The 17,080-nt window shown below is 60.3% G+C and carries 22 protein-coding genes and 2 pseudogenes; 17 read left to right on the forward strand and 7 right to left on the reverse strand.

All coding sequences use genetic code 11. The annotated features are described in order from the left end of the window. Positions 1–794 precede the first annotated feature (794 nt). Entirely contained in the window at positions 795–1,994 is a 1,200-nt protein-coding gene (locus tag CO675_RS00315) for an IS256 family transposase (protein WP_097670093.1), read from the forward strand. A gap of 42 nt (positions 1,995–2,036) precedes the next feature. On the opposite strand, the gene CO675_RS00320 is transcribed toward CO675_RS00315, so the two are convergent. Beyond that, the gene (locus CO675_RS00320; protein WP_245452572.1) at positions 2,037–2,309 is read right to left on the reverse strand and encodes a hypothetical protein; all 273 of its coding nucleotides are present in this window, start codon (positions 2,307–2,309) and stop codon (positions 2,037–2,039) included. A gap of 104 nt (positions 2,310–2,413) precedes the next feature. On the opposite strand from CO675_RS00320, the gene CO675_RS00325 reads away from it, so the two are divergent. Then, complete coding sequence (locus tag CO675_RS00325; protein ID WP_097670095.1) at positions 2,414–2,869, forward strand: TspO/MBR family protein; 456 nt, start codon at positions 2,414–2,416, stop codon at positions 2,867–2,869. A 366-nt stretch (positions 2,870–3,235) separates the two neighbouring features. Next, positions 3,236–3,472, forward strand: a complete 237-nt coding sequence (locus tag CO675_RS40845; protein ID WP_198964448.1) for an Hsp20 family protein — start codon at positions 3,236–3,238, stop codon at positions 3,470–3,472. Positions 3,473–3,501: 29 nt separating this feature from the next. On the opposite strand, the gene CO675_RS00330 is transcribed toward CO675_RS40845, so the two are convergent. The 4 genes and pseudogenes from CO675_RS00330 to CO675_RS41955 form a co-directional block, all read right to left on the reverse strand. Further along, complete coding sequence (locus CO675_RS00330) at positions 3,502–3,840, reverse strand: sensor histidine kinase (protein WP_158231160.1); 339 nt, start codon at positions 3,838–3,840, stop codon at positions 3,502–3,504. A 112-nt stretch (positions 3,841–3,952) separates the two neighbouring features. After that, entirely contained in the window at positions 3,953–4,024 is a 72-nt protein-coding gene (locus CO675_RS41945; RefSeq protein ID WP_502693358.1) for a hypothetical protein, read from the reverse strand. Then, positions 4,025–4,075: pseudogene (locus CO675_RS41950) on the reverse strand (hypothetical protein); the annotation flags it as partial. Positions 4,076–4,172: 97 nt separating this feature from the next. Next, positions 4,173–4,451 (reverse strand): annotated as a pseudogene (locus tag CO675_RS41955) (DUF4118 domain-containing protein); the annotation flags it as partial. A gap of 193 nt (positions 4,452–4,644) precedes the next feature. Between CO675_RS41955 and CO675_RS00340 the strand changes: the two are divergent. The 7 genes from CO675_RS00340 (at position 4,645) to CO675_RS00370 (ending at position 9,573) form a co-directional block, all read left to right on the forward strand. Next, positions 4,645–5,628: a hypothetical protein gene (locus CO675_RS00340; protein ID WP_018270254.1), complete on the forward strand. Its 984-nt coding sequence runs from the start codon at positions 4,645–4,647 to the stop codon at positions 5,626–5,628. A 10-nt stretch (positions 5,629–5,638) separates the two neighbouring features. Further along, the gene (locus CO675_RS00345; protein WP_018270255.1) at positions 5,639–6,208 is read left to right on the forward strand and encodes a hypothetical protein; all 570 of its coding nucleotides are present in this window, start codon (positions 5,639–5,641) and stop codon (positions 6,206–6,208) included. Beyond that, entirely contained in the window at positions 6,205–6,621 is a 417-nt protein-coding gene (locus tag CO675_RS00350) for a phage holin family protein (protein WP_018270256.1), read from the forward strand. The genes CO675_RS00345 and CO675_RS00350 overlap by 4 nt, the downstream gene beginning before the upstream one ends. Next, entirely contained in the window at positions 6,618–7,337 is a 720-nt protein-coding gene (locus tag CO675_RS00355; protein ID WP_097670097.1) for a hypothetical protein, read from the forward strand. The genes CO675_RS00350 and CO675_RS00355 overlap by 4 nt, the downstream gene beginning before the upstream one ends. Before the next feature lie 26 nt (positions 7,338–7,363). Continuing rightward, positions 7,364–8,284 (forward strand): YihY/virulence factor BrkB family protein, encoded by a 921-nt coding sequence (locus CO675_RS00360; RefSeq protein ID WP_018270258.1) that lies wholly within the window; start codon positions 7,364–7,366, stop codon positions 8,282–8,284. 408 nt (positions 8,285–8,692) lie between these two features. Next, positions 8,693–9,154, forward strand: a complete 462-nt coding sequence (locus tag CO675_RS00365) for a low affinity iron permease family protein (RefSeq protein ID WP_026192403.1) — start codon at positions 8,693–8,695, stop codon at positions 9,152–9,154. After that, positions 9,154–9,573, forward strand: a complete 420-nt coding sequence (locus tag CO675_RS00370) for a DUF1003 domain-containing protein (RefSeq protein ID WP_018270260.1) — start codon at positions 9,154–9,156, stop codon at positions 9,571–9,573. The genes CO675_RS00365 and CO675_RS00370 overlap by 1 nt, the downstream gene beginning before the upstream one ends. Before the next feature lie 747 nt (positions 9,574–10,320). Here CO675_RS00370 and CO675_RS00380 read toward each other — a convergent pair. Beyond that, entirely contained in the window at positions 10,321–10,833 is a 513-nt protein-coding gene (locus tag CO675_RS00380; RefSeq protein WP_026192404.1) for a YciE/YciF ferroxidase family protein, read from the reverse strand. An 835-nt stretch (positions 10,834–11,668) separates the two neighbouring features. Here CO675_RS00380 and CO675_RS41280 point away from each other — a divergent pair. The 5 genes from CO675_RS41280 (at position 11,669) to CO675_RS00395 (ending at position 15,996) form a co-directional block, all read left to right on the forward strand. Then, positions 11,669–11,878, forward strand: coding sequence for a hypothetical protein (locus tag CO675_RS41280; RefSeq protein ID WP_026192405.1), 210 nt, complete (start codon positions 11,669–11,671; stop codon positions 11,876–11,878). A gap of 38 nt (positions 11,879–11,916) precedes the next feature. Next, positions 11,917–12,111, forward strand: coding sequence for an isochorismatase family protein (locus CO675_RS41285; protein ID WP_245452573.1), 195 nt, complete (start codon positions 11,917–11,919; stop codon positions 12,109–12,111). A gap of 1,980 nt (positions 12,112–14,091) precedes the next feature. Next, the gene (locus CO675_RS00390; RefSeq protein WP_075969288.1) at positions 14,092–14,364 is read left to right on the forward strand and encodes a hypothetical protein; all 273 of its coding nucleotides are present in this window, start codon (positions 14,092–14,094) and stop codon (positions 14,362–14,364) included. Between the two features lie 245 nt (positions 14,365–14,609). Further along, positions 14,610–14,783, forward strand: coding sequence for a hypothetical protein (locus tag CO675_RS40330; protein WP_018270264.1), 174 nt, complete (start codon positions 14,610–14,612; stop codon positions 14,781–14,783). Positions 14,784–15,816: 1,033 nt separating this feature from the next. Then, on the forward strand, positions 15,817–15,996 hold the full coding sequence (locus tag CO675_RS00395) for a hypothetical protein (RefSeq protein WP_016843164.1): 180 nt from the start codon (positions 15,817–15,819) through the stop codon (positions 15,994–15,996). 332 nt (positions 15,997–16,328) lie between these two features. On the opposite strand, the gene CO675_RS00400 is transcribed toward CO675_RS00395, so the two are convergent. Continuing rightward, positions 16,329–16,541: a hypothetical protein gene (locus CO675_RS00400; RefSeq protein ID WP_018270266.1), complete on the reverse strand. Its 213-nt coding sequence runs from the start codon at positions 16,539–16,541 to the stop codon at positions 16,329–16,331. Positions 16,542–16,603: 62 nt separating this feature from the next. Here CO675_RS00400 and CO675_RS39685 point away from each other — a divergent pair, with 62 nt between their 5' ends. Beyond that, positions 16,604–16,873: a hypothetical protein gene (locus CO675_RS39685; protein WP_141382062.1), complete on the forward strand. Its 270-nt coding sequence runs from the start codon at positions 16,604–16,606 to the stop codon at positions 16,871–16,873. Positions 16,874–16,896: 23 nt separating this feature from the next. After that, complete coding sequence (locus tag CO675_RS39690; RefSeq protein WP_018270267.1) at positions 16,897–17,055, forward strand: sigma factor-like helix-turn-helix DNA-binding protein; 159 nt, start codon at positions 16,897–16,899, stop codon at positions 17,053–17,055. The last annotated feature ends 25 nt before the right edge of the window (positions 17,056–17,080 follow it).

Here is a 17,080-nt window from a genome sequence, read left to right on the forward strand (position 1 = left end):
GGCTTCCGCCAGGTAAGCGGTCATTGAACTATGTGAATTTTGGCAATCGACTTTAGACGAATAGGTTTACCAGGCACATTTCCATTAGGACCGTCGCTGTGGACGGGAAGAGCAGCAAATTTTCCGCCAAGGTTAGACTGAGAAACTTGGCTCCGAGCCGTACCGCGGCTTCGCTGCGGTTCATCTCAGCGGCACGGTCGACAGCGTAGCGGCCGATGATCTTTTGCAGAGCGCCGTAGCCCTCGACAAGAATGGCCCACGCAAAGCCAGCCCAAAGTACAAATGCCGTTTGCGCTAGCCCAAAACCGACACGGAATCTAGGCGGCTTCGAACGCTGGCGCGAGGGTATCTCGCTCAACCTATCACCCTACAACGGCTGCAATAACACCGCCAGCTGCTGGTTCGTGGCGAGCGGCTCTCCTCGAACGGCCCGCTCACATTGGGCTTCTCCACGCCTTGGTCAATATCGTCGGAGCGGTCGCACACCTCGTTGCTGCACTACACTGCAAGTCGCGCGGGTCTCGTCAGATGCGAATGGTTTTCACGGAGCCAGCCCAGCCGCCGCAGAACGGACAATTGGAGTTGATCATGCCGCAAGCAGACGCTTGTAGAGGCGATAAGCGTCGATCGCATTGTTGGTCGTGTCCCAACTGATGGTGTAGCTCGGTAGAGCAAAGCCGCCTGCACGCGCGCCCCCAAACAGCGCCGTAGCGGGCGGGCGGCTTTGCGGTGGTCATCGATGATTCGTCGGTAGGGTCGGGTTGCTGACACCAACCTGATTCGAGGAACCACCGATGACCGACGAGATGATGAACCTCCGCACGCTCGTGGAGAAGACCCCTGATGCCGATCTGTTGCGCGATATGATCGGCTTTGCCGCCCAGCGGCTGATGGAGCTAGAGGTCGAAGGCCAGACCGGGGCGGCCTATGGCGAGAAGAATCCCGAGCGTCTGGCCCAGCGCAACGGCTACCGCGACCGGGTCTGGGAGACCCGCGCCGGCACCGTCGAACTGCGCATCCTCAAGCTGCGCAAAGGCTCCTACTTCCCGGGCTTCCTGGAGCCGCGCCGCATGGCCGAGAAGGCGCTGACCGCGGTGGTGCAGGAGGCCTACGTGCAGGGCGTCTCCACCCGCTCGGTCGACGATCTGGTACAGGCCATGGGCATGAGCGGGATCTCCAAGAGCCAGGTCTCGCGGTTGTGTGGTGAGATCGACGACAAGGTGAAGGCGTTCCTCGCCCGTCCGATCGAGGGCGACTGGCCGTATTTGTGGATCGACGCCACCTATGTGAAGGTTCGCCAGAACGGGCGCATCGTCTCGGTCGCCGTCATCATCGCGGTGGGCGTCAACAGCGACGGCCGCCGCGAGGTGCTCGGCATGGACATCGGCCCGTCCGAGGCCGAGACGTTCTGGACCGCGTTCCTGCGCAAGCTCGCGCGGCGCGGCCTGCGCGGCGTCAAGCTGGTCGTGTCCGACGCCCACGAGGGCATCAAGGCCACCGTCAGCAAGGTGCTCAACGCCACCTGGCAGCGTTGCCGCGTGCACTTCATGCGCAACGCGCTGGCGCATGCCGGCAAGAGCGGGCGGCGCGTGGTCTCCGCCTTCATCGCCACCGCGTTTGCCCAGGACGATGCCGAGGCCGCGAGGGCGCAATGGCGCCGCGTTGCCGACCAGCTCCGCCCCAAGGTCCCGAAGCTCGCCGCCTTCCTCGACGAGGCAGAGACCGACGTGCTCGCCTATATGAGCTTCCCGGCCGCACACAGGGCCAAGCTGCACTCGACCAATCCGCTCGAACGCGTCAACGGCGAGATCAAGCGCAGAACCGAGGTGGTCGGCATCTTTCCCAATGAGGACGCCATCACCCGCCTGGTCGGCGCGATCCTGCTCGAACAGAACGACGAGTGGGCCGTCCAGCGCGGCCGCTACATGACACTGGAAACGATCGCCCCGTTGAGCGATGATCCCACCGTCAGCCTCCCGGCTATCGCCAGCTGACCGATCCGGCCCAGGTCGGCGAACGTGGTGACCCACACTCAGCTACACCACGCAATGGGACACGATCGCATTGTTCGCAAGCATGAGCTGCCGATGCTCTCCAGCCCGCACCAATGTCATCGATATTTCTGAGAAGAAGCGGCTCTCATCGCCAGGATCTGTGATCTCGCCGGAGCGTTCGAGCAAGTCCCAGGCGATCTGGATCGACCTCTCTACGAGGACTGGCAACGATTCACTCATACGAGACAAACAGACGTCGATATCGATGGTTCCTGTTGTAAATGCCGGCGGATCGCGGCTCCAGCCGGACAACATAGCTTACCGTCGGGCAAGACGCCGCGAGGGGCGCCTCAGGACTATTGGCCCGCCGATGTCTGGACTGCCTATTCCTGCCTCTGCTGAACGTGCAATATTGGATCATGAAAGCACGAAATCGAAGCCTGCTCATCTTTCTTGTTGCCGTCGTGGGTATTGGTTGGCTAATTGGCGCAACCAACTTGCCTGGTGCATGGTATGCCGCACTGCAGAAGCCGACATTCAATCCTCCGAATTGGGTGTTCGCGCCAACTTGGACAATTCTGTATGTGATGATCGCAATCGCGGGCTGGCGCACCTACCTGCAGGAGGTCAATGGACTGGCCTTCCAAGTTTGGCTCGGACAGATGGCGCTTAATTTTCTTTGGTCTCCTATTGTTTTCCGCTTGCACAACTTGGCCATGGGGCTCTCGGTCATCATTCTGCTGCTGGGCCTGATTCTGTTTTTTATAGGCCTGCAATGGCGGGCCAATCGGCTTGCTGCGCTCTTATTTATCCCGTATGCGGGCTGGGTAGCGTTTGCATCGCTTTTAAACTTTGCTTTGTACCGCCTTAATTGAATTCCTGATGGACCTGCTAAACGCGAGTTAAGAGCCGCCGGCGGGCGGGCTCGGCGCTTTGAGCGATCCAGCCCGGCACCGGCACGCCCGGTTGGGGACGACGGCTTCGAAATTTTTCCGGTCCCTCTTGAAACCAAAATCCGCTTTGCTTTTTTGTCGCCTTCAAAGGATGGCGTCGAGGCTTGGGTGAGACGGGCACCGGTCCTGCCCGCTGCCGCTCGTAACCATCTTGCTCTTTGGAGGATTTGGCTTGCGCAGTCACGACTTTTCGTCTCTCCGGCGCTCGACCATCGGTTTCGATCTTGACCTCGCGGAAATGGCCAGCGGGCGGGCGAGGACAATTACCCGCCTTACAACATCGAGCGGATGACGACCGTTACCAGATTTCGCTGGCCGTTGCGGGCGTCGCGCCTGAGAACATCTCGATCACGCCGATCAGTCACCATCAAGGGCAGTAAGCCTGAAAAAGGCCAGCGCCAGTTCCTCCATCGCAGCATTTCAACCCGCAATTTCAAGCGCCAATTCAGCCTTGCGGACTATGTGCAGAAGCTCGAAGCCAAGGCGGCTTCTCGCATGTTGAGAGTCGGATGCATCAGCGATTGAATTCCGCAACTTCGGGCAGGCGTTCGTGATCAGCTTTCGATGACGACCACGACTTCCACCTCGCAGCCTTGCGCCATAGGCGCCCTGGTCATGCCTCCCTGCATCTGGGCCACCATCAGATTAATCAAGCGGGTTCCCAAACCGCTCTTCGCCTCGGCGGGGCATCCGATTCCATCGTCCCTCACCGTGATCACGACCTTTTCGTTTCTCTTGCGGACGTCGACTTCCACGACGCCCGGGCGCCCCTCCGGAAACGCGTACTTGAACGCGTTTGTCACCAGCTCGTTGACGATCAAGCCGACGGATGCGGCCTGCGAGCTCTTGACGGCGATTTCGTCGCAGGACACCCGTATCGCGATCGGGCGCACTCCCCGGTGCAGATCCGAAAGGCTCCCGCACAACGCCTCAAGATAAGCGGGGAGGTCGACCGAGCTGTTGACCGGCGTGTCGCGCAGGCGGTCATGAACCTTCGCGACAACCTCAATCCGCGCCAGCGCGGATCGCCGCCTGCACGGCGGGATTAGGGTCCGATCGCGCCTGCAGACGGAGGATCGACATGATCGTCGCGAGGTCGTTCCTGGTCCGGTGCGCCAACTCCATCATGAGAACGTCCGCGTAGGCCTTTGCCTCCGAGTGCTTCTGCCGTGCGCAGGGCTTCCGTTACCCCTGCAAGACATAGCCCGCTAGCGAGAAAGATCAGGAGCGGCGCGATAGCGGCGCTCGGAGGCGGAGGGATAAAGTATCGCGCCGCGAGCGCCGCGCTCGCGCCGGTGGCGAGAACGCCTGAGCCGCGATCGAAGATGACTGAGGCCAGGAAAATGGCCGGGATGAACAGCATCAGCGGATCGGGTCTCAACTGATCGTCCAGCAGGAGCTTGGCGACAAATGCCAACCCGACAAGCCCGAGGCTCAAGAGGTACCGCACCCACAGGGGATATCTGGGCGTGACGGACATGAAGCGAAGCAGGAGCCGGTCCATGGAAAAGCAACGAACCGGCTTGTCGGCGCGTTCCTGTCGCTTGCTTCAAGCGCTTCGGCCGGGCGCGCGGACTGCTGAGCCTAAACCAAAGTGGGGTGCTCTGGGCCTGCCTCTCTTCTGCTCCTGAGGAACGATTCAACAAAGCGTGAGTTCGTCCCGAAAGAACCGACCAAAAATCCAAGAGGGTAATTCCATGACGCGATCAGTGGAGGAGCTGAGGGGGGAGTGCGAGCGAAGCCGTGCCGAGTTCGCGGCGACGGTCGATAGGTTGAGGGAACGGATATCGGATACCGCTGACGACCTCCGTCACAAGGTCTCGCCCCAACACATCAAGTCGGAAGTCTCCGATTACATCAGCAACAAGACCCAGAGCTGGGTCGAGGCGCTGAAGCAACAAGCCATGGACAATCCGATGCAGGCGGTCGCTGCGGGCACCGCGGTCGCAATCCCGCTGCTGCGCCTGGCGCGCGGTTTTCCACTACCACTTCTGATGATCGGGGCTGGCCTTGCCCTGACCTCGAAGACGGTGCGCGAGCGGGCCGCGGAAGCGGCCGCACCGGTGATGGAGAAGGCGGGAGAGATGCTGGATCAGCCCGCCGACCGAGTGGACGCGCCGAGCAGCGACATGAGAGATCGGCTGAATTCGGCTCAAAGTCAGGCCAGCGACATGGCCAGCGATGCGCAAGATGCCGCTGCCGCCCTGGCCGACGATCTTGGCAAGCGGGCGGCGCAGGCCGCCGGCACTGTCGGCGATACGCTCAAGAGCGGCATGGATGCCGTCAAGGGGAGAGCGGGCGCGGTCAAGGACGCGGCGGCCACGGCGCCTGCAAAGGCCCGGCAGGTCATCGGCGACAATGCCGCCTTGATCGCCGGTCTTGGGATCGCGATCGGCGCCATCCTTGCCGCGGCTCTTCCCGAAACAACCGCCGAAGCCAAGGCGATGGGCCCGGCGAGCGACAGCGTGAAACGGGCGGCGGGCGGGGCTGCACAATCCGGTTTCGAAGCAGCCAAGGATGCGACGATGTCGGCGGCCGACGCGGCGGCAAGAAGCGTCGGCGAGGCCGATCTCGGCGGGCACGCCAGCCGCATGACAGAAGACGTGGCCGCCAGACTCAAAGAGGCTGCCGATGACGTCGTCAGGGCGGCCTTCAGTCCTTCCCCAAACCCGAACACTTGAAAGAACGATCATGAGCGATGTGGACCTGACTAAAGAGACGAATTTCACGCAGAACCAGAATACCGGCCCTTCGCAGACCCTGAAGGACCAGATGGCCGATGCCGGCGCGGAGGTGAAGCAGCGCGCCGGCGACGCCCTCCGAGCGTCGACCGATGTCGCCAGCGACAAGTTCAAGGAAGCGGCTGACGCCGCCAAAGACGTGGCTTCCGGGACAGTGGACCAGATCGAGGACCAGGCGCGCGACAAGCAGCGGTCGGGTGCGGACTTCATGGCGCGCCTTGCCGATAACATTCGTGAAGCGGCGCGCGCCTTCGAGAGCGATGCGCCGTTTGCTGCTCGTGGCATGACTTCCGCCGCCGAATATGTCGATGACGCGGCCGATAAAGTCCGCGACGGAAGTTTTCGCGACCTGGTCGACGGCGCCACCGATTTTGCGAAGCGGCAGCCGGCCGCGTTTCTAGGGATTTCGGTCCTTGCCGGTTTCGCGGCAGTCCGTTTTCTGAGGGCGTCGGGCGGGCGTTCCTCATCTTCGAAACACCGCGAACAATCGTCATCCTCGCAGCAAAGCAACGTGTCATGAGCATCCAAAACGATATCAGGACAAGTCAGAACGATCTTAGAACCATCTCGACGCTGCTCGGCGACGCGTTGTCGCAGTTCGCCAAACTGTTCCAGAACGAGGTGGATCTCGCCAAAGCCGAGTTAGGCGAAAAGGTTCAGAAGGTCGGCAGCGCGCTGGTCTTCATCGCCGGCGGTGTCCTCCTGGTGATCCCAGCCTTGGTGATGGCGCTGTTCGCCCTATCGGCGGCGATGATCGGCGCAGGATGGTCACAGCCGCTCTCCTATTTGACGTCGGCGATCGTGGCCGCGGTGATCGCGGGTATACTGTTCGCGATCGGCATCAACCGGCTAGATGCCCGCGGTCTGGTGCCGCGGGAAACCATGCGGCAGCTCGATAAGGACAAGGATACCGTGAAAGGGATGGTGCGATGAGCAGCACGCAGACGAGTTTTTTCGATAGTCTCGTAACGGCGGTGCGGGAAAACCCGCTCGCCGCAGCACTGATCGGAGGCGGTGCGGTCTGGCTGTTGGCAGGCGACGAGAAGCTCAAGAGCGCGACGCGATCGGCGACAGCGGGGGCTTCGCCGATCGTTGATCTCGGCGCGCGCAATGTTCGCGCGGCCGCGTCCGGGCTCCAAAGGACCGCTGCGCCGCCGACCGCGCCAGAAATGGATCATGATGACGCCACGGGCTTCGGTGAAACCACACGCGAGGCCGCTAGCGCGGCTTCAGATGCCATGTCGGAAGCGGCGGACAAGATCAAGGATCGATTCGACGATGGCGTCGCCTATGCGCGCGAGAACCTCAGCATGCCCGGAAAAGAGGCTTTCACGAAAGCGCAGTCATCGTTGGCAGGCATGCTTGACCGGCAGCCGCTCGTCCTCGGTGCCGTGGGCTTGACAATCGGTGCGGCAATTGCGGGTGCGTTCCAGACTTCCGACATCGAGAACGAATGGGTGGGCGAGCTCAGCGACGATATCAAAACCGACTTGAACACGCGCGCCAGCGCCGTATCGCAAAGCCTGCGCGAAGCCTCCGATACGCTGAGCGCCGAAGTCGGCGACGTCGGCGCCGAAGCCATCGATCGGGTGAAGCAAGCTGGCATCGATGCTGCGAATGCGGCACGGGAAAAGGTGAAGTCGCCATAAGCCTGAACCGAACCGGAGAAGCTGCAATGTGGTGGACGGTCGCGAAAGAGGCGGCGACCGGTTGGTCGAGCCACAAGGATGCGCGGCAGGGCGCCGCCCTTGCATACTACTCGGTGTTTTCCTTGGGTCCTATTATCGTGATCGCGATTGCGATCGCGGGGCTGTTCTTCGGCTACGACGCCGTCACCTCACAAGTCACCTCCTCCTTGAAGGACATGCTCGGGGACACCGGAGCCAAAGCAATCGAAGCGATGCTGGCGGGAGCCAGCCGCCCCGCCGAGGGCATTCTGGCGACGGTTCTCGGCCTCGGCGCCCTTTTGTTCGCCGCGATTGGCGTCGTCGTACAGTTGAAGGACGCGCTCAACGTCGTGTGGGAGGTCGAAGAATCGGAAGAGAGCGGGATTTGGCATTTCGCCCGCAACTACGTGCTATCGTTCGCCGCCGTTTTGGCCCTCGGCTTTTTGCTGCTCGTTTCGCTCCTGGTGACCGCATGCCTGGCCGCGGCCGGCAAATTCGTAGCTCCCTACCTGCCGGAGGGCTTGCTACATGTCGTCAGTACGTTGGTGTCGTTTGCCGTCGTCACGATAATGTTCGCAATGATGTTCAAATGGCTACCGGATGTTTTGGTCGCTTGGCGCGATGTCTGGCTCGGTGCGCTCCTGACGGCTTTGTTTTTCGAAGTAGGGAAGGCTGCGATCGGCCTCTACATCGGCAAGCAAGGTCTGGAGTCGACCTACGGCGCGGCTGCCTCGATCGTCGTCGTGCTGATCTGGGTCTACTACACCTCGCAGATCATCCTGATGGGCGCGGAGATCACCCACGCCTACGCCAAGCAGCGCGGTTCGGTCAAGCCACGAGAGCGAAGCAATCGCACGAACGTGCGACCACTCTCGCAGCCGGCGCGTCAGAGAGGCGAGCAAGCACGGCGTTCCAAGAGCGCGCCCTGAGCGAAGGCAACCACACCGGGCACTTATCCGGCCGGTCGCGAGCCGAGGCCGTCGAACGTGTCAATCCGACGAGAACTTCCTGTCTGCCGGCCTCCGTGTCGAAGGGCCTGACCATAGACGCAATTGCGTGCGATATGTCTCCGGGACGGCGAAGACGCCCTGTACGTCGGGATTTGATAGCATTCCCGCGACGGGTTCGACGTCCGCCGCTCCGTTGTCGAGACGCGGCGCAGGAGATATGGCCGGATCGCTCGCAGGCCAGCGTCGGGAAGTCCGAGGCGTCACCCCGACCGAGTCAAGTCGGGAGGATCAAACAGCGGTTCCGCGGGGTAGCCTGTTGTCTTGGCCGCCTGCTGACGCCAGTGGAACTTTGCAGGTTCCGTGCCGTTGCTGTCCGGCGAGATGATCATGAGGACTAAAAAGCAATTGCAGGAACAGCAGAGCGGTCCCGCAAAGTTCTTCGGCGCCTTCGCGAGCCGGACGGCGCAAGCCGCGGGGCATGCCTCGACGTTTGCGCTCGCCGCGGCGGTCGTCATCATTTGGGCTGTGACCGGACCAGTGTTCGGCTATTCGGATACGTGGCAGCTCGTCATAAATACCGGCACGACGATCGTCACCTTCCTTATGGTTTTCCTTATCCAGAATTCGCAGAACCGCGACAGCGCTGCCATGCAGGTAAAACTCGATGAGTTGATCCGCGTCGGCGCCGCCCGAAATTCTCTGGTCGGCATTGAGCACCTGACCGATGAGGAGCTCGAACAGCTGCGCAAGACCTGCGAATCTCGCGCGAAAGCGGAGAAAGCCGGCGAGGACAGCGTCAAGGCGACGGGGCGAAGGGCCCGGCGCGCCGCCGAACGGGCGGCTGACTAGTGGAGGACGCTGCGCCATCCGATCACGCCTCGGGCGCTTCGGCACGAAATATTGAGGCGATCCTGCGAATTGAAAAGGAGGACGAGGAGCAACTCCTCCTCCATCATCGCGCGCTTCACGCCGTCGGCCGTTTCGTCGGCACGCCCTATTTCTTTGCGATCCAGTCTTGCGGCGTAGGCCTGTGGCTGTGGATTAACACGCTCGCACCGAAAGCCAGCTGGCACTTTGATGAATATCCCTTTCCGCTTCTTTCCCTCGTGCTTGCGCTTGAGGCTGTCCTTTTGACGTCCTGCGTCCTGATCCGGCAAAACATCTCGGATCGGGCTTTCGAGCGGCGCAATCACCTGGAGCTGCAGATCAACCTGCTGGCCGAGCGGGGGTCGACGCTATCAGCCCCCGCAGCGCCGCGATCAATTTAGGCGGAGCAGAAGGCTTCCTGAGAAACCGAGCCTCTTGCGGCAGCACTGGGTGCTGATCCAGCTCATCGGAAACGACCGACCACCAGCCTGATCGGCCAGCTGTCGCGGATTGCGGCCGTAATCCCTACCGTGTAAAGGCCTATCTGCGTGCGGCCACCAGCCTGTCAGCGTTGTCGCAGCAGCGGGGAGGCTCATCGAAGCAGGCGCGCTCTCCAACATTACGGGCATAGGCGATGCCATCGCCGATATGGTTGCCAAACTTTACGAGACCGGCTCGCATCCGAGCCTTGAGAAACTCCGCAAGAATGTGCCTCGATTGAAGTCCTGCTTGGGCATCGTGGGAGGCCGTCTGGACGAACAAGGATGAGGGCGCGTGGACTATTCCCAAAGGTCCGATTTTTGAAGTGAAGCTCCGCCGCAGTTAAACGCGAGTTCGCGGAAGAAACAGGTCATGTGCCGCCTAGCATTTTCATAGCACTGAGGGAGGCAAAGCAGCTCGGCGGCAAATTCGTGCATGGCTGGGCGTCGGCGAGCCGTTGGAGTGCGGTCGAGTTTCAAAGCAGCTGCTTTGAAATGGTGTGGCGCCACGGACGGCTGCAGCGCTTTGCAGAGTTCGACCGTGTCGCATGGTTGGGCGTCGAAGAGGCGTGGGTGAAAATCCTGAGGGGGCAGGCGATCTTTCTGGATCGCCTGCTAGAAACCTGTCAAAAGTGGCGTCGTTCAAGCTGGAGTCGCGCTTGGCATCAGTCAGGCGTCTTCCTCTTCGTTCTCGGCTTCAACGTTGACAACTGACTTGGCGATGCCCGTCAGGGTCTTGTCAGTCTTCTTTTCTTCGGTCAGGGTCTCTTCAAGTAGCTGGACCGCTTCATCGTAGCCCAGCTCTTCAGCCCATGTGGACAGTGTGCCATACCGCGAAATCTCATAGTGCTCGACGGCCTGGGCGGCTGCGACAAGACCGGCATCGAGCGCGGGCATTCCCTTAAAGTCCTTCATGATCTCGGAGCCTTCTTCGGCGATGCCGTTGATGGCGGCGCAGGTTTTGCCGCGCGCGGGCTTGCCGATGATCTTGAATACGCGGTCGAGCCGCTTAACCTGGGCTCTCGTCTCGCGCTCATGCTGCGTGAACGCCGCCTTGAGGTCGGGCGACTGCGCCGCCTTGGCCATCTTCGGAAGGGTTTTGAGGATTTTGTTTTCAGCGAAATAAATGTCCTTTAGCGTCTCGTGGAAAAGGTCTTCCAGCTTCTTCGGCTTCCTAGCCATGCGGTGCTCCTCATAAGTGGCGCACAACAACAATTGGCAGGGAACCCGGTTCCAATTAGGACCATAGCGGACCCTCGGCCGAGCGCGCGTCATGGGTTACGGAGTCGGAAGCAAGAAGGCCACTGGGAGGGGCTTCTGGCGGTACTGACTGCTTGGCCGATTTGGTTGCCAGCTGCAGGAACAACGATTTCGAGGTTGGGTTGGTCTGACGTCATTCACAAACCTGAGGAGGAAATTATGGGTTTCGGCAAAGGAGCGCTTCTCTGGCTGATTGGCATACCGCTTCCGATCATCATTCTTCTTGCAATCTTCATGCATCACTGAGGTGCGAATGTCTGGTTTGCCTCAGAAGCTCTGCTCGGGCTGCAGTAAGATGAACATGCTGGGTCCGATAAACGGCATTTTCCGATCAAGCATTTTCAGCTAGGTGCAGAACATTCGCGGAAAGCGATAGAAAAGATCAGCCGAAGGCGCGCGGTATGCTCGCGATCTCAGGAGCGGGGCCCGCGCGCTTTCTTTTGGGTGCGATGCTTCTGAGTTCAAGAACTGCACCTTCCGCGCGCTCATCTTCTCGCATGCCAAGACAAACGAATGGCGCATTTCGCCGGAGCCGTCCATTCGGGAACGTCGTCATGCTAACCCGGGTCGGTCGCCTTGCTAGCGCCGTCAGGTTTGGCCGGGACCGCTCCGATAGCCCGCGTCGATATTCTTGCTAAAATCTATCACGCCACGTCCACCTGCTGCCGGGCTCGGCGAGTTTCTGGCGACAACCCTCGAGCACGCAGGAACTAATGGGTCTCGCTCTGTTGGAGCTGGCTTTCCGGGATTTAAGACAATGGCGAAGGACGATGAACTTCGGTACGGGCCGCCCGGTGAGAGCGAGGTTCATATCTGCGTCGATATGCAGCGAATGCTCGCTGAAGCCACCGACTGGAAGATGCCGTGGCTCCCGCGAGTTCTCCCGAATATCCTCGCCGTCACAGCTGCCCATCCCGAGAGAAGCTTGTTCACTCCTTTCATTCCGGCCGGCAAGCCGGGCCAATGAGCGGGTATGTGGCGGCACGACTCCGAACCGTGGGGGCGATGACAATCGACAGCATCGGGCCAGAGGTGGTGGGATTAGTCCCCGACCTCGCGAAGTTTGCTCCCCCGGCCCGCACTTTCGACAAACACGTTTATTCGCCGTGGAAAGGCAGCGATCTTCATCAGCAGCTATGCAGCGATGGCATCGATACGGTCATCATTGCCGGCGGAGAGACGGATATCAGCGCCAATTAAGCTGAGGTGCATGCCCCGTCGCGGCCGGGCGCAACGATGGAGCGCATGATCGCAGCCATGGCCCGGAGCGGACCGCGGTGTTCTGCTGAATGACCCTCTTAAGGCCGGTCGCCTCAAGGTCGGCCTAAGGCCATGCCGGGCCGACCTTCCCGAAGTCGTCAGCGCGCGACCGGGAAGACGGTCTGACCAGGCAAAGAGACCATCGAGGGTGTCCAACGGGACCAGCGCATAACGCAACTCCACGCAAAACCAAGAGCCAAGTTTGGCTTGGGTACGTCAAGTCGAATTGCTACAGCTTGCCGGCCCACCGTCGCATAACCAATCCGCAGCGAGGCCCCGTTGTGGGGTCCTACGGGGCCTCGCCTTGCACGGTAGGGGTTCTCAGCCTGGAGAGAGCTGAGACGCCAAGTGAAACTGTCTTCGGCAATCCCGTCAAGGGGCAGGAAAAACGGCTCTTTTGCTTTCCAAAGTTCACACGGGTTATTTCCGGAACCGGCGTCGTTTGCATTATCCGAGCAATAGGGCAGGCAATTTTTATTCCGTATTCCTTCAGCCCTAAAACGACGACCGCTGCCTCTCGGTGGACAGCGGTTCGGGCGATCCGGCCTGGCGCCAGCATGATCCGGATGCTGGGGCCTTTTTGTGAATAGGAACGAAGCGCATGCCGCGGCATCGGCCGCCTGTTCGGTGCCGCACCGCTACTGGCACTGAGACGCCCAGCCTCACACTGGCCCCAGCTTCGCAGTTGGGGCTCTTTCTTTTCGGCCAACAGGTCTTTGCCGACTTGGATTCGCTTGGCGTCGGATCGGCCTCAGCTACCTTCTCGCTGGGGCCGTTTCCTTCCGGGAACAAGCAGTAGCCCGCGAAGTTATCTCTCCACGATGGAGTGGGACTACTTAACGGCTTCGGTGCTCCCCAGTGCGCCGGGGCCGTTCGTTTCTAAGGTGGGACCATGTCGGAAGAAGGCCGCGATTGGACCTCATTATCGTTTTTCTCAGCATTGCCGGCGCAGTGCTGTTGTTTGACCTTATCTTCTAGCCCCTCTGTTGTCCATTCGAGGACTAGCCAATACGTCTTTGCCGGCTTCGTGGACTTATAGTAGGTGCCGCTTACGCGCTTCTGAGCCGGTCACGATCGACGGCGCATTCAATCCCGGCCTTCCATTCAGCGGGTGCGCCGCTCGATAAAGGGGCGACCCGCTCGCCAGGTCGCGAACCAGGCGGGGCCCGCTTTAGTTGGAAGCAGTGCGCCTGTGAAGCCGGGCTTCATTAAACCCGCTCGCGCGCCTGCGGAGCAAGGCTCACTTGGGGAACCACCTGCACGAGATCAATACGATGGCTAGCGTATCCAGCTCCATATTAACGGCGGGCGCCGGAAAGCTTTTCCCGACTGGAGGAAGCGCAGAAGTCAAGCCGCTCGTTTCATTGCTCACAAGACGCCGAAACTGCAGCCGATGCTGATGGGCCAAAGGTTTGATCACCATTGTGGATTGCAAGAGTTTAGAGGGCTTCGTCATACAGCTGCTATAAAATCATCATGCGTGAGTACGAGCGGCTTTTGGTCACTTGAGCTTGAGAACATGGCCGCGGGCCTGACCCGGGCCACAAGCGCGGCTACGCGGAGAAGACCGCCGCAATTTTCGACCGTTAGGTAAAGGATATTGTTGGATCAGGTGTTCCGCCGCAAGCTCCCTGAAGGAGACGCTGGGAAAGAGCGATGTTGATCTGCCGATCAAGGAGCTGCCGAAGGAAAGCCTCCGGTGGTCTGACGTCGCTCTCCCTCCCGAATAGGCGCCGCCGTTCTAGGCTTGCGAGATCGTCTGCGCGTCATGTCACCATGGCTCTCACCCTCTTTGGTCAACGAGTTACTTGAACTCGGCCCGGACGGTTCTAATTCAATGTATAGCCGAACCGAGCTTCGGCCAATTGGAGCATGATAAGAGGCAAGCGCGTAAGCGCTTAAGAAGTTGAGGAAAGGGACATGAGAAAGCTTGCTTTTGCAGTCGTCGCGGCGGCAACGCTCCTCATTGGAACGGTTGCGCCGGCTTCGGCCCATTGGCGTCACCATGGTTGGGGCGGTCCGGGTATTGGCCCCGGGCTTGCTCTCGGGCTGTTCGCTGGAACATTAGCGGCCGCCACCGCACCCCCGGTCTATTATGGACCGGTCTACGGCCCGCCACCCTACTACTACGGCCGCCCGTATCGGGTCGTCCGCTACTATCGGCCGGTTTATCCCTACTGGTACGGCTGGTGACGAGGAGAAGGCGCGGTTCCGGCCGGGCCTTCTGTCAATTCCCGCGATACGTCGCTCGCTGCGCGAGAGGAAACTCTCGCGCGCGAATTCATTTGCTCCCGCAAAAAGCGTGCTTCGCGCGTTCGGGGAGTATGTCGAGGGCGACGGCATGTGCTGGGTCGGTATCCCGTCGCCGGCGGCGGATTGCGACCTATCGCAGGATTCGGTCCGCCGGCGGCTTGCCTGGCTCGAGGAGATCGGCGCGATTGACCGCACTTGACGAGAACGGCCGCCGCAATGGCGATGGCCGCGGCAAGCGCACCACGGATCCGATCCAGCTGCCGGTCGATGCCGGTATCGCGGCGATCGAGGCGCGTGCTGCCGGTCGTGACGTCGACGAAAGCCAAGTAAACTCAACGGCGATTAGCCCTAGCTGCTAGCAAGGGCTAAAATCCAGTCCCGAAACGATTGGGACTGCGCTAGCCCTCGGCCAACGCTGGCAGCTGTGCGACCACCTAATCTCTGAACCTGAACCGGAAGATCCCCATAAATCCCCTCGGGGCGATTTCCGGAGATCACAAAACGATCGAAGAAGGCGAGACGGTCGAGTTCGCAGCGGCATTCCAGAGCTATGTCGACCATCCGGTCATGCGGCGACTTTTGCAGCGAAGTAGAAAATGTTTCTGGCCTGGTTCAGCGCTGGATATAAACGCGACTGTCGGGACGACGTTGCGGACCTTTGCGCTCGCCAGTGTCCGACGGCGTTAAACACCGTTTGATGAACGCACGAAACCGGCCTTACCGACAGCGCACCTAGCTATTCTGTCGGCGGGAACGGTTTGGAAGCATCAACCACCACTTCCGGCAACGCAAATGATCCGCGCATTTGGATTGATACATCAGCGCAGGTTACCGCGCGATCATCCAATACGAGCACGTCTTACCGCTGCTTTACGCGCGGATGGTTGGAGGGATAAAGCTGATGGGATTCGTAGAACGAAACAGCGTTGGTTGGATGGTTTGTCTGTGAGCAACCGGCGCCGATGGTGACCGAGCAGATCGTCGACGACCCGGCGGTGATTGGTTTTCTTAATCCGCCGGCTCCGGTGCCGTCCTCCTGCTACCGAACTCGGCTTGAAACGGGCCTTTTGACGAGCTCGGCACATGGGCCGCGGCTCAAGGTAGTGATCGCGGCGAATGCGAACGTCCAGGACGATTCGGATCTCGCGAACCGAAATCCGCCGCGTAGATTCTCTGGTCCAGCACATGATCGCGGTCGTCGGCCTCTCCGACGCACAAGTGGACCAGCTGCTAGTTCGGGCAAACGCCCCGTCTGACTGGGTCGCGGAACGAAAGCTAAATTGACTAATTTGAAGGTAGAAGCTCGATTTACTCTCCGCGTCGATGTGATTGACTACCTAGTTCAGAAGCGCGAAGCTCGCTGTCAGGGCGCTCGCGGGATTGTTTTCAATCATGAAGATGCTTACGGAATACTTGGAACGCGCCGTTGAGTTCGAGAAGTTAGCGGTCACTGAGCAGAATGGAGCGTTCAAGGCAGAGCTGTTAAAGCAAGCCTCGGCATACCGACATCTGGCAGAGATGCGTGCGGCGAAATATGGTTTGCCGAAACCAAGCCCTCCAGAAATCAAGTGAGACTACCTACGCTGGAGCCCATTAAAAAGGCCGGAAACGACGAAGCCGCCGACCATGCTGCGCTCGCCATAAAGGCGCTTCGCAAGGCAGCGACCGGACAGCCCGCCGTGCAGCTTGCGCGCCAGCTTTTTCGCGGCCTGCCTCGTAACGCCGCAAGACTTCGCCAGCGCCTTCAGGACCCCGGCTCTTGCTCCCGAAGACCCGGGGCATATTCTCGATCAGTTTGGAGCGGTCCCGGCCGGCACCTCGCTGGGGCCGTTTCGCTTCGGGGAACAAGCAGCAGTCCAACGACGTTGAGTAGCCACGTGGGACTACTTGCCGGCCTCAGCAGTCTAAGCTGGGGCCTTTTTTGTCAGGGGACGGTTTTCGCGAGTTGTAAACAGCTTCGCCAAAATCTCAGCCTGCTCTTTTGTCAGCTTCTCGGCGAACGCCCCGTTCTTTTCTATCTGAGCCGGCCCTTTGAGTTCGCTATCGTAGACCATCCAGCCGTTGCCACCCTGCCGAACGAGGAAACGTCCCCGCATCGGGCGTCCAATAAATTCCATCTGCAACCACCATCTGCGAAATACGAGCTTCGTCGATTAGCTCGAAGGATGGAGCGTCGGCATTGAACTATGTGAATCGTGACGATCAACTTTGGACAAGCACCACCTGGCTTCCGCGGCGAACTGAAAACGGCCCCAACCAGGGGGCCGCCAACCCGAGCGATACGGGTTTTCCTCCAGCAGTCGGGGGGCGCCTGAACAAGCTGGGGGCGGTGAGCCGACTCGTCGCCAAGCCGATCGTTCCTATCAACGAGGACCAGGATCATCGGAGATACGAGTATGAAATTGGACAGACGGCCAAAATCGAATCTGCAATCATCTTTGGCATCTGATGAGGAAATGATTCGGAGAAGCCATGCCGGTATGGTCGCACGAGGACGAACTGAGGTTATTGCAGTTGGCGCGAGAAACCGATCTGACGCAGCGCGAGATTGGTCAGAAGCTCGGGCGTTCGGAGTCGGCCGTAAACCTACGTCTAGCCATGCTAAGGAAGCGTGCCGCCGGGAATAAATAGGGCAACGTGAAACGGGAACCAGGCG

The sequence above is a fragment of the Bradyrhizobium sp. C9 genome, from assembly GCF_002532045.1.
In the GTDB taxonomy this organism is placed as follows: Bacteria; Pseudomonadota; Alphaproteobacteria; order Rhizobiales; family Xanthobacteraceae; genus Bradyrhizobium.

Bases quoted from the DNA above. Each gene is read 5' to 3' on its own strand.
- CO675_RS00315 (WP_097670093.1), top strand. From the start codon at position 795: ATGACCGACGAGATGATGAACCTCCGCACGCTCGTGGAGAAGACCCCT.
- CO675_RS00320 (WP_245452572.1), bottom strand. From the start codon at position 2,309: ATGTTGTCCGGCTGGAGCCGCGATCCGCCGGCATTTACAACAGGAACC.
- CO675_RS00325 (WP_097670095.1), top strand. From the start codon at position 2,414: ATGAAAGCACGAAATCGAAGCCTGCTCATCTTTCTTGTTGCCGTCGTG.
- CO675_RS40845 (WP_198964448.1), top strand. From the start codon at position 3,236: ATGACGACCGTTACCAGATTTCGCTGGCCGTTGCGGGCGTCGCGCCTG.
- CO675_RS00340 (WP_018270254.1), top strand. From the start codon at position 4,645: ATGACGCGATCAGTGGAGGAGCTGAGGGGGGAGTGCGAGCGAAGCCGT.
- CO675_RS00345 (WP_018270255.1), top strand. From the start codon at position 5,639: ATGAGCGATGTGGACCTGACTAAAGAGACGAATTTCACGCAGAACCAG.
- CO675_RS00350 (WP_018270256.1), top strand. From the start codon at position 6,205: ATGAGCATCCAAAACGATATCAGGACAAGTCAGAACGATCTTAGAACC.
- CO675_RS00355 (WP_097670097.1), top strand. From the start codon at position 6,618: ATGAGCAGCACGCAGACGAGTTTTTTCGATAGTCTCGTAACGGCGGTG.
- CO675_RS00360 (WP_018270258.1), top strand. From the start codon at position 7,364: ATGTGGTGGACGGTCGCGAAAGAGGCGGCGACCGGTTGGTCGAGCCAC.
- CO675_RS00365 (WP_026192403.1), top strand. From the start codon at position 8,693: ATGAGGACTAAAAAGCAATTGCAGGAACAGCAGAGCGGTCCCGCAAAG.
- CO675_RS00380 (WP_026192404.1), bottom strand. From the start codon at position 10,833: ATGGCTAGGAAGCCGAAGAAGCTGGAAGACCTTTTCCACGAGACGCTA.
- CO675_RS41280 (WP_026192405.1), top strand. From the start codon at position 11,669: ATGGCGAAGGACGATGAACTTCGGTACGGGCCGCCCGGTGAGAGCGAG.
- CO675_RS41285 (WP_245452573.1), top strand. From the start codon at position 11,917: ATGACAATCGACAGCATCGGGCCAGAGGTGGTGGGATTAGTCCCCGAC.
- CO675_RS00390 (WP_075969288.1), top strand. From the start codon at position 14,092: ATGAGAAAGCTTGCTTTTGCAGTCGTCGCGGCGGCAACGCTCCTCATT.
- CO675_RS00395 (WP_016843164.1), top strand. From the start codon at position 15,817: ATGAAGATGCTTACGGAATACTTGGAACGCGCCGTTGAGTTCGAGAAG.
- CO675_RS00400 (WP_018270266.1), bottom strand. From the start codon at position 16,541: ATGGAATTTATTGGACGCCCGATGCGGGGACGTTTCCTCGTTCGGCAG.
- CO675_RS39690 (WP_018270267.1), top strand. From the start codon at position 16,897: ATGCCGGTATGGTCGCACGAGGACGAACTGAGGTTATTGCAGTTGGCG.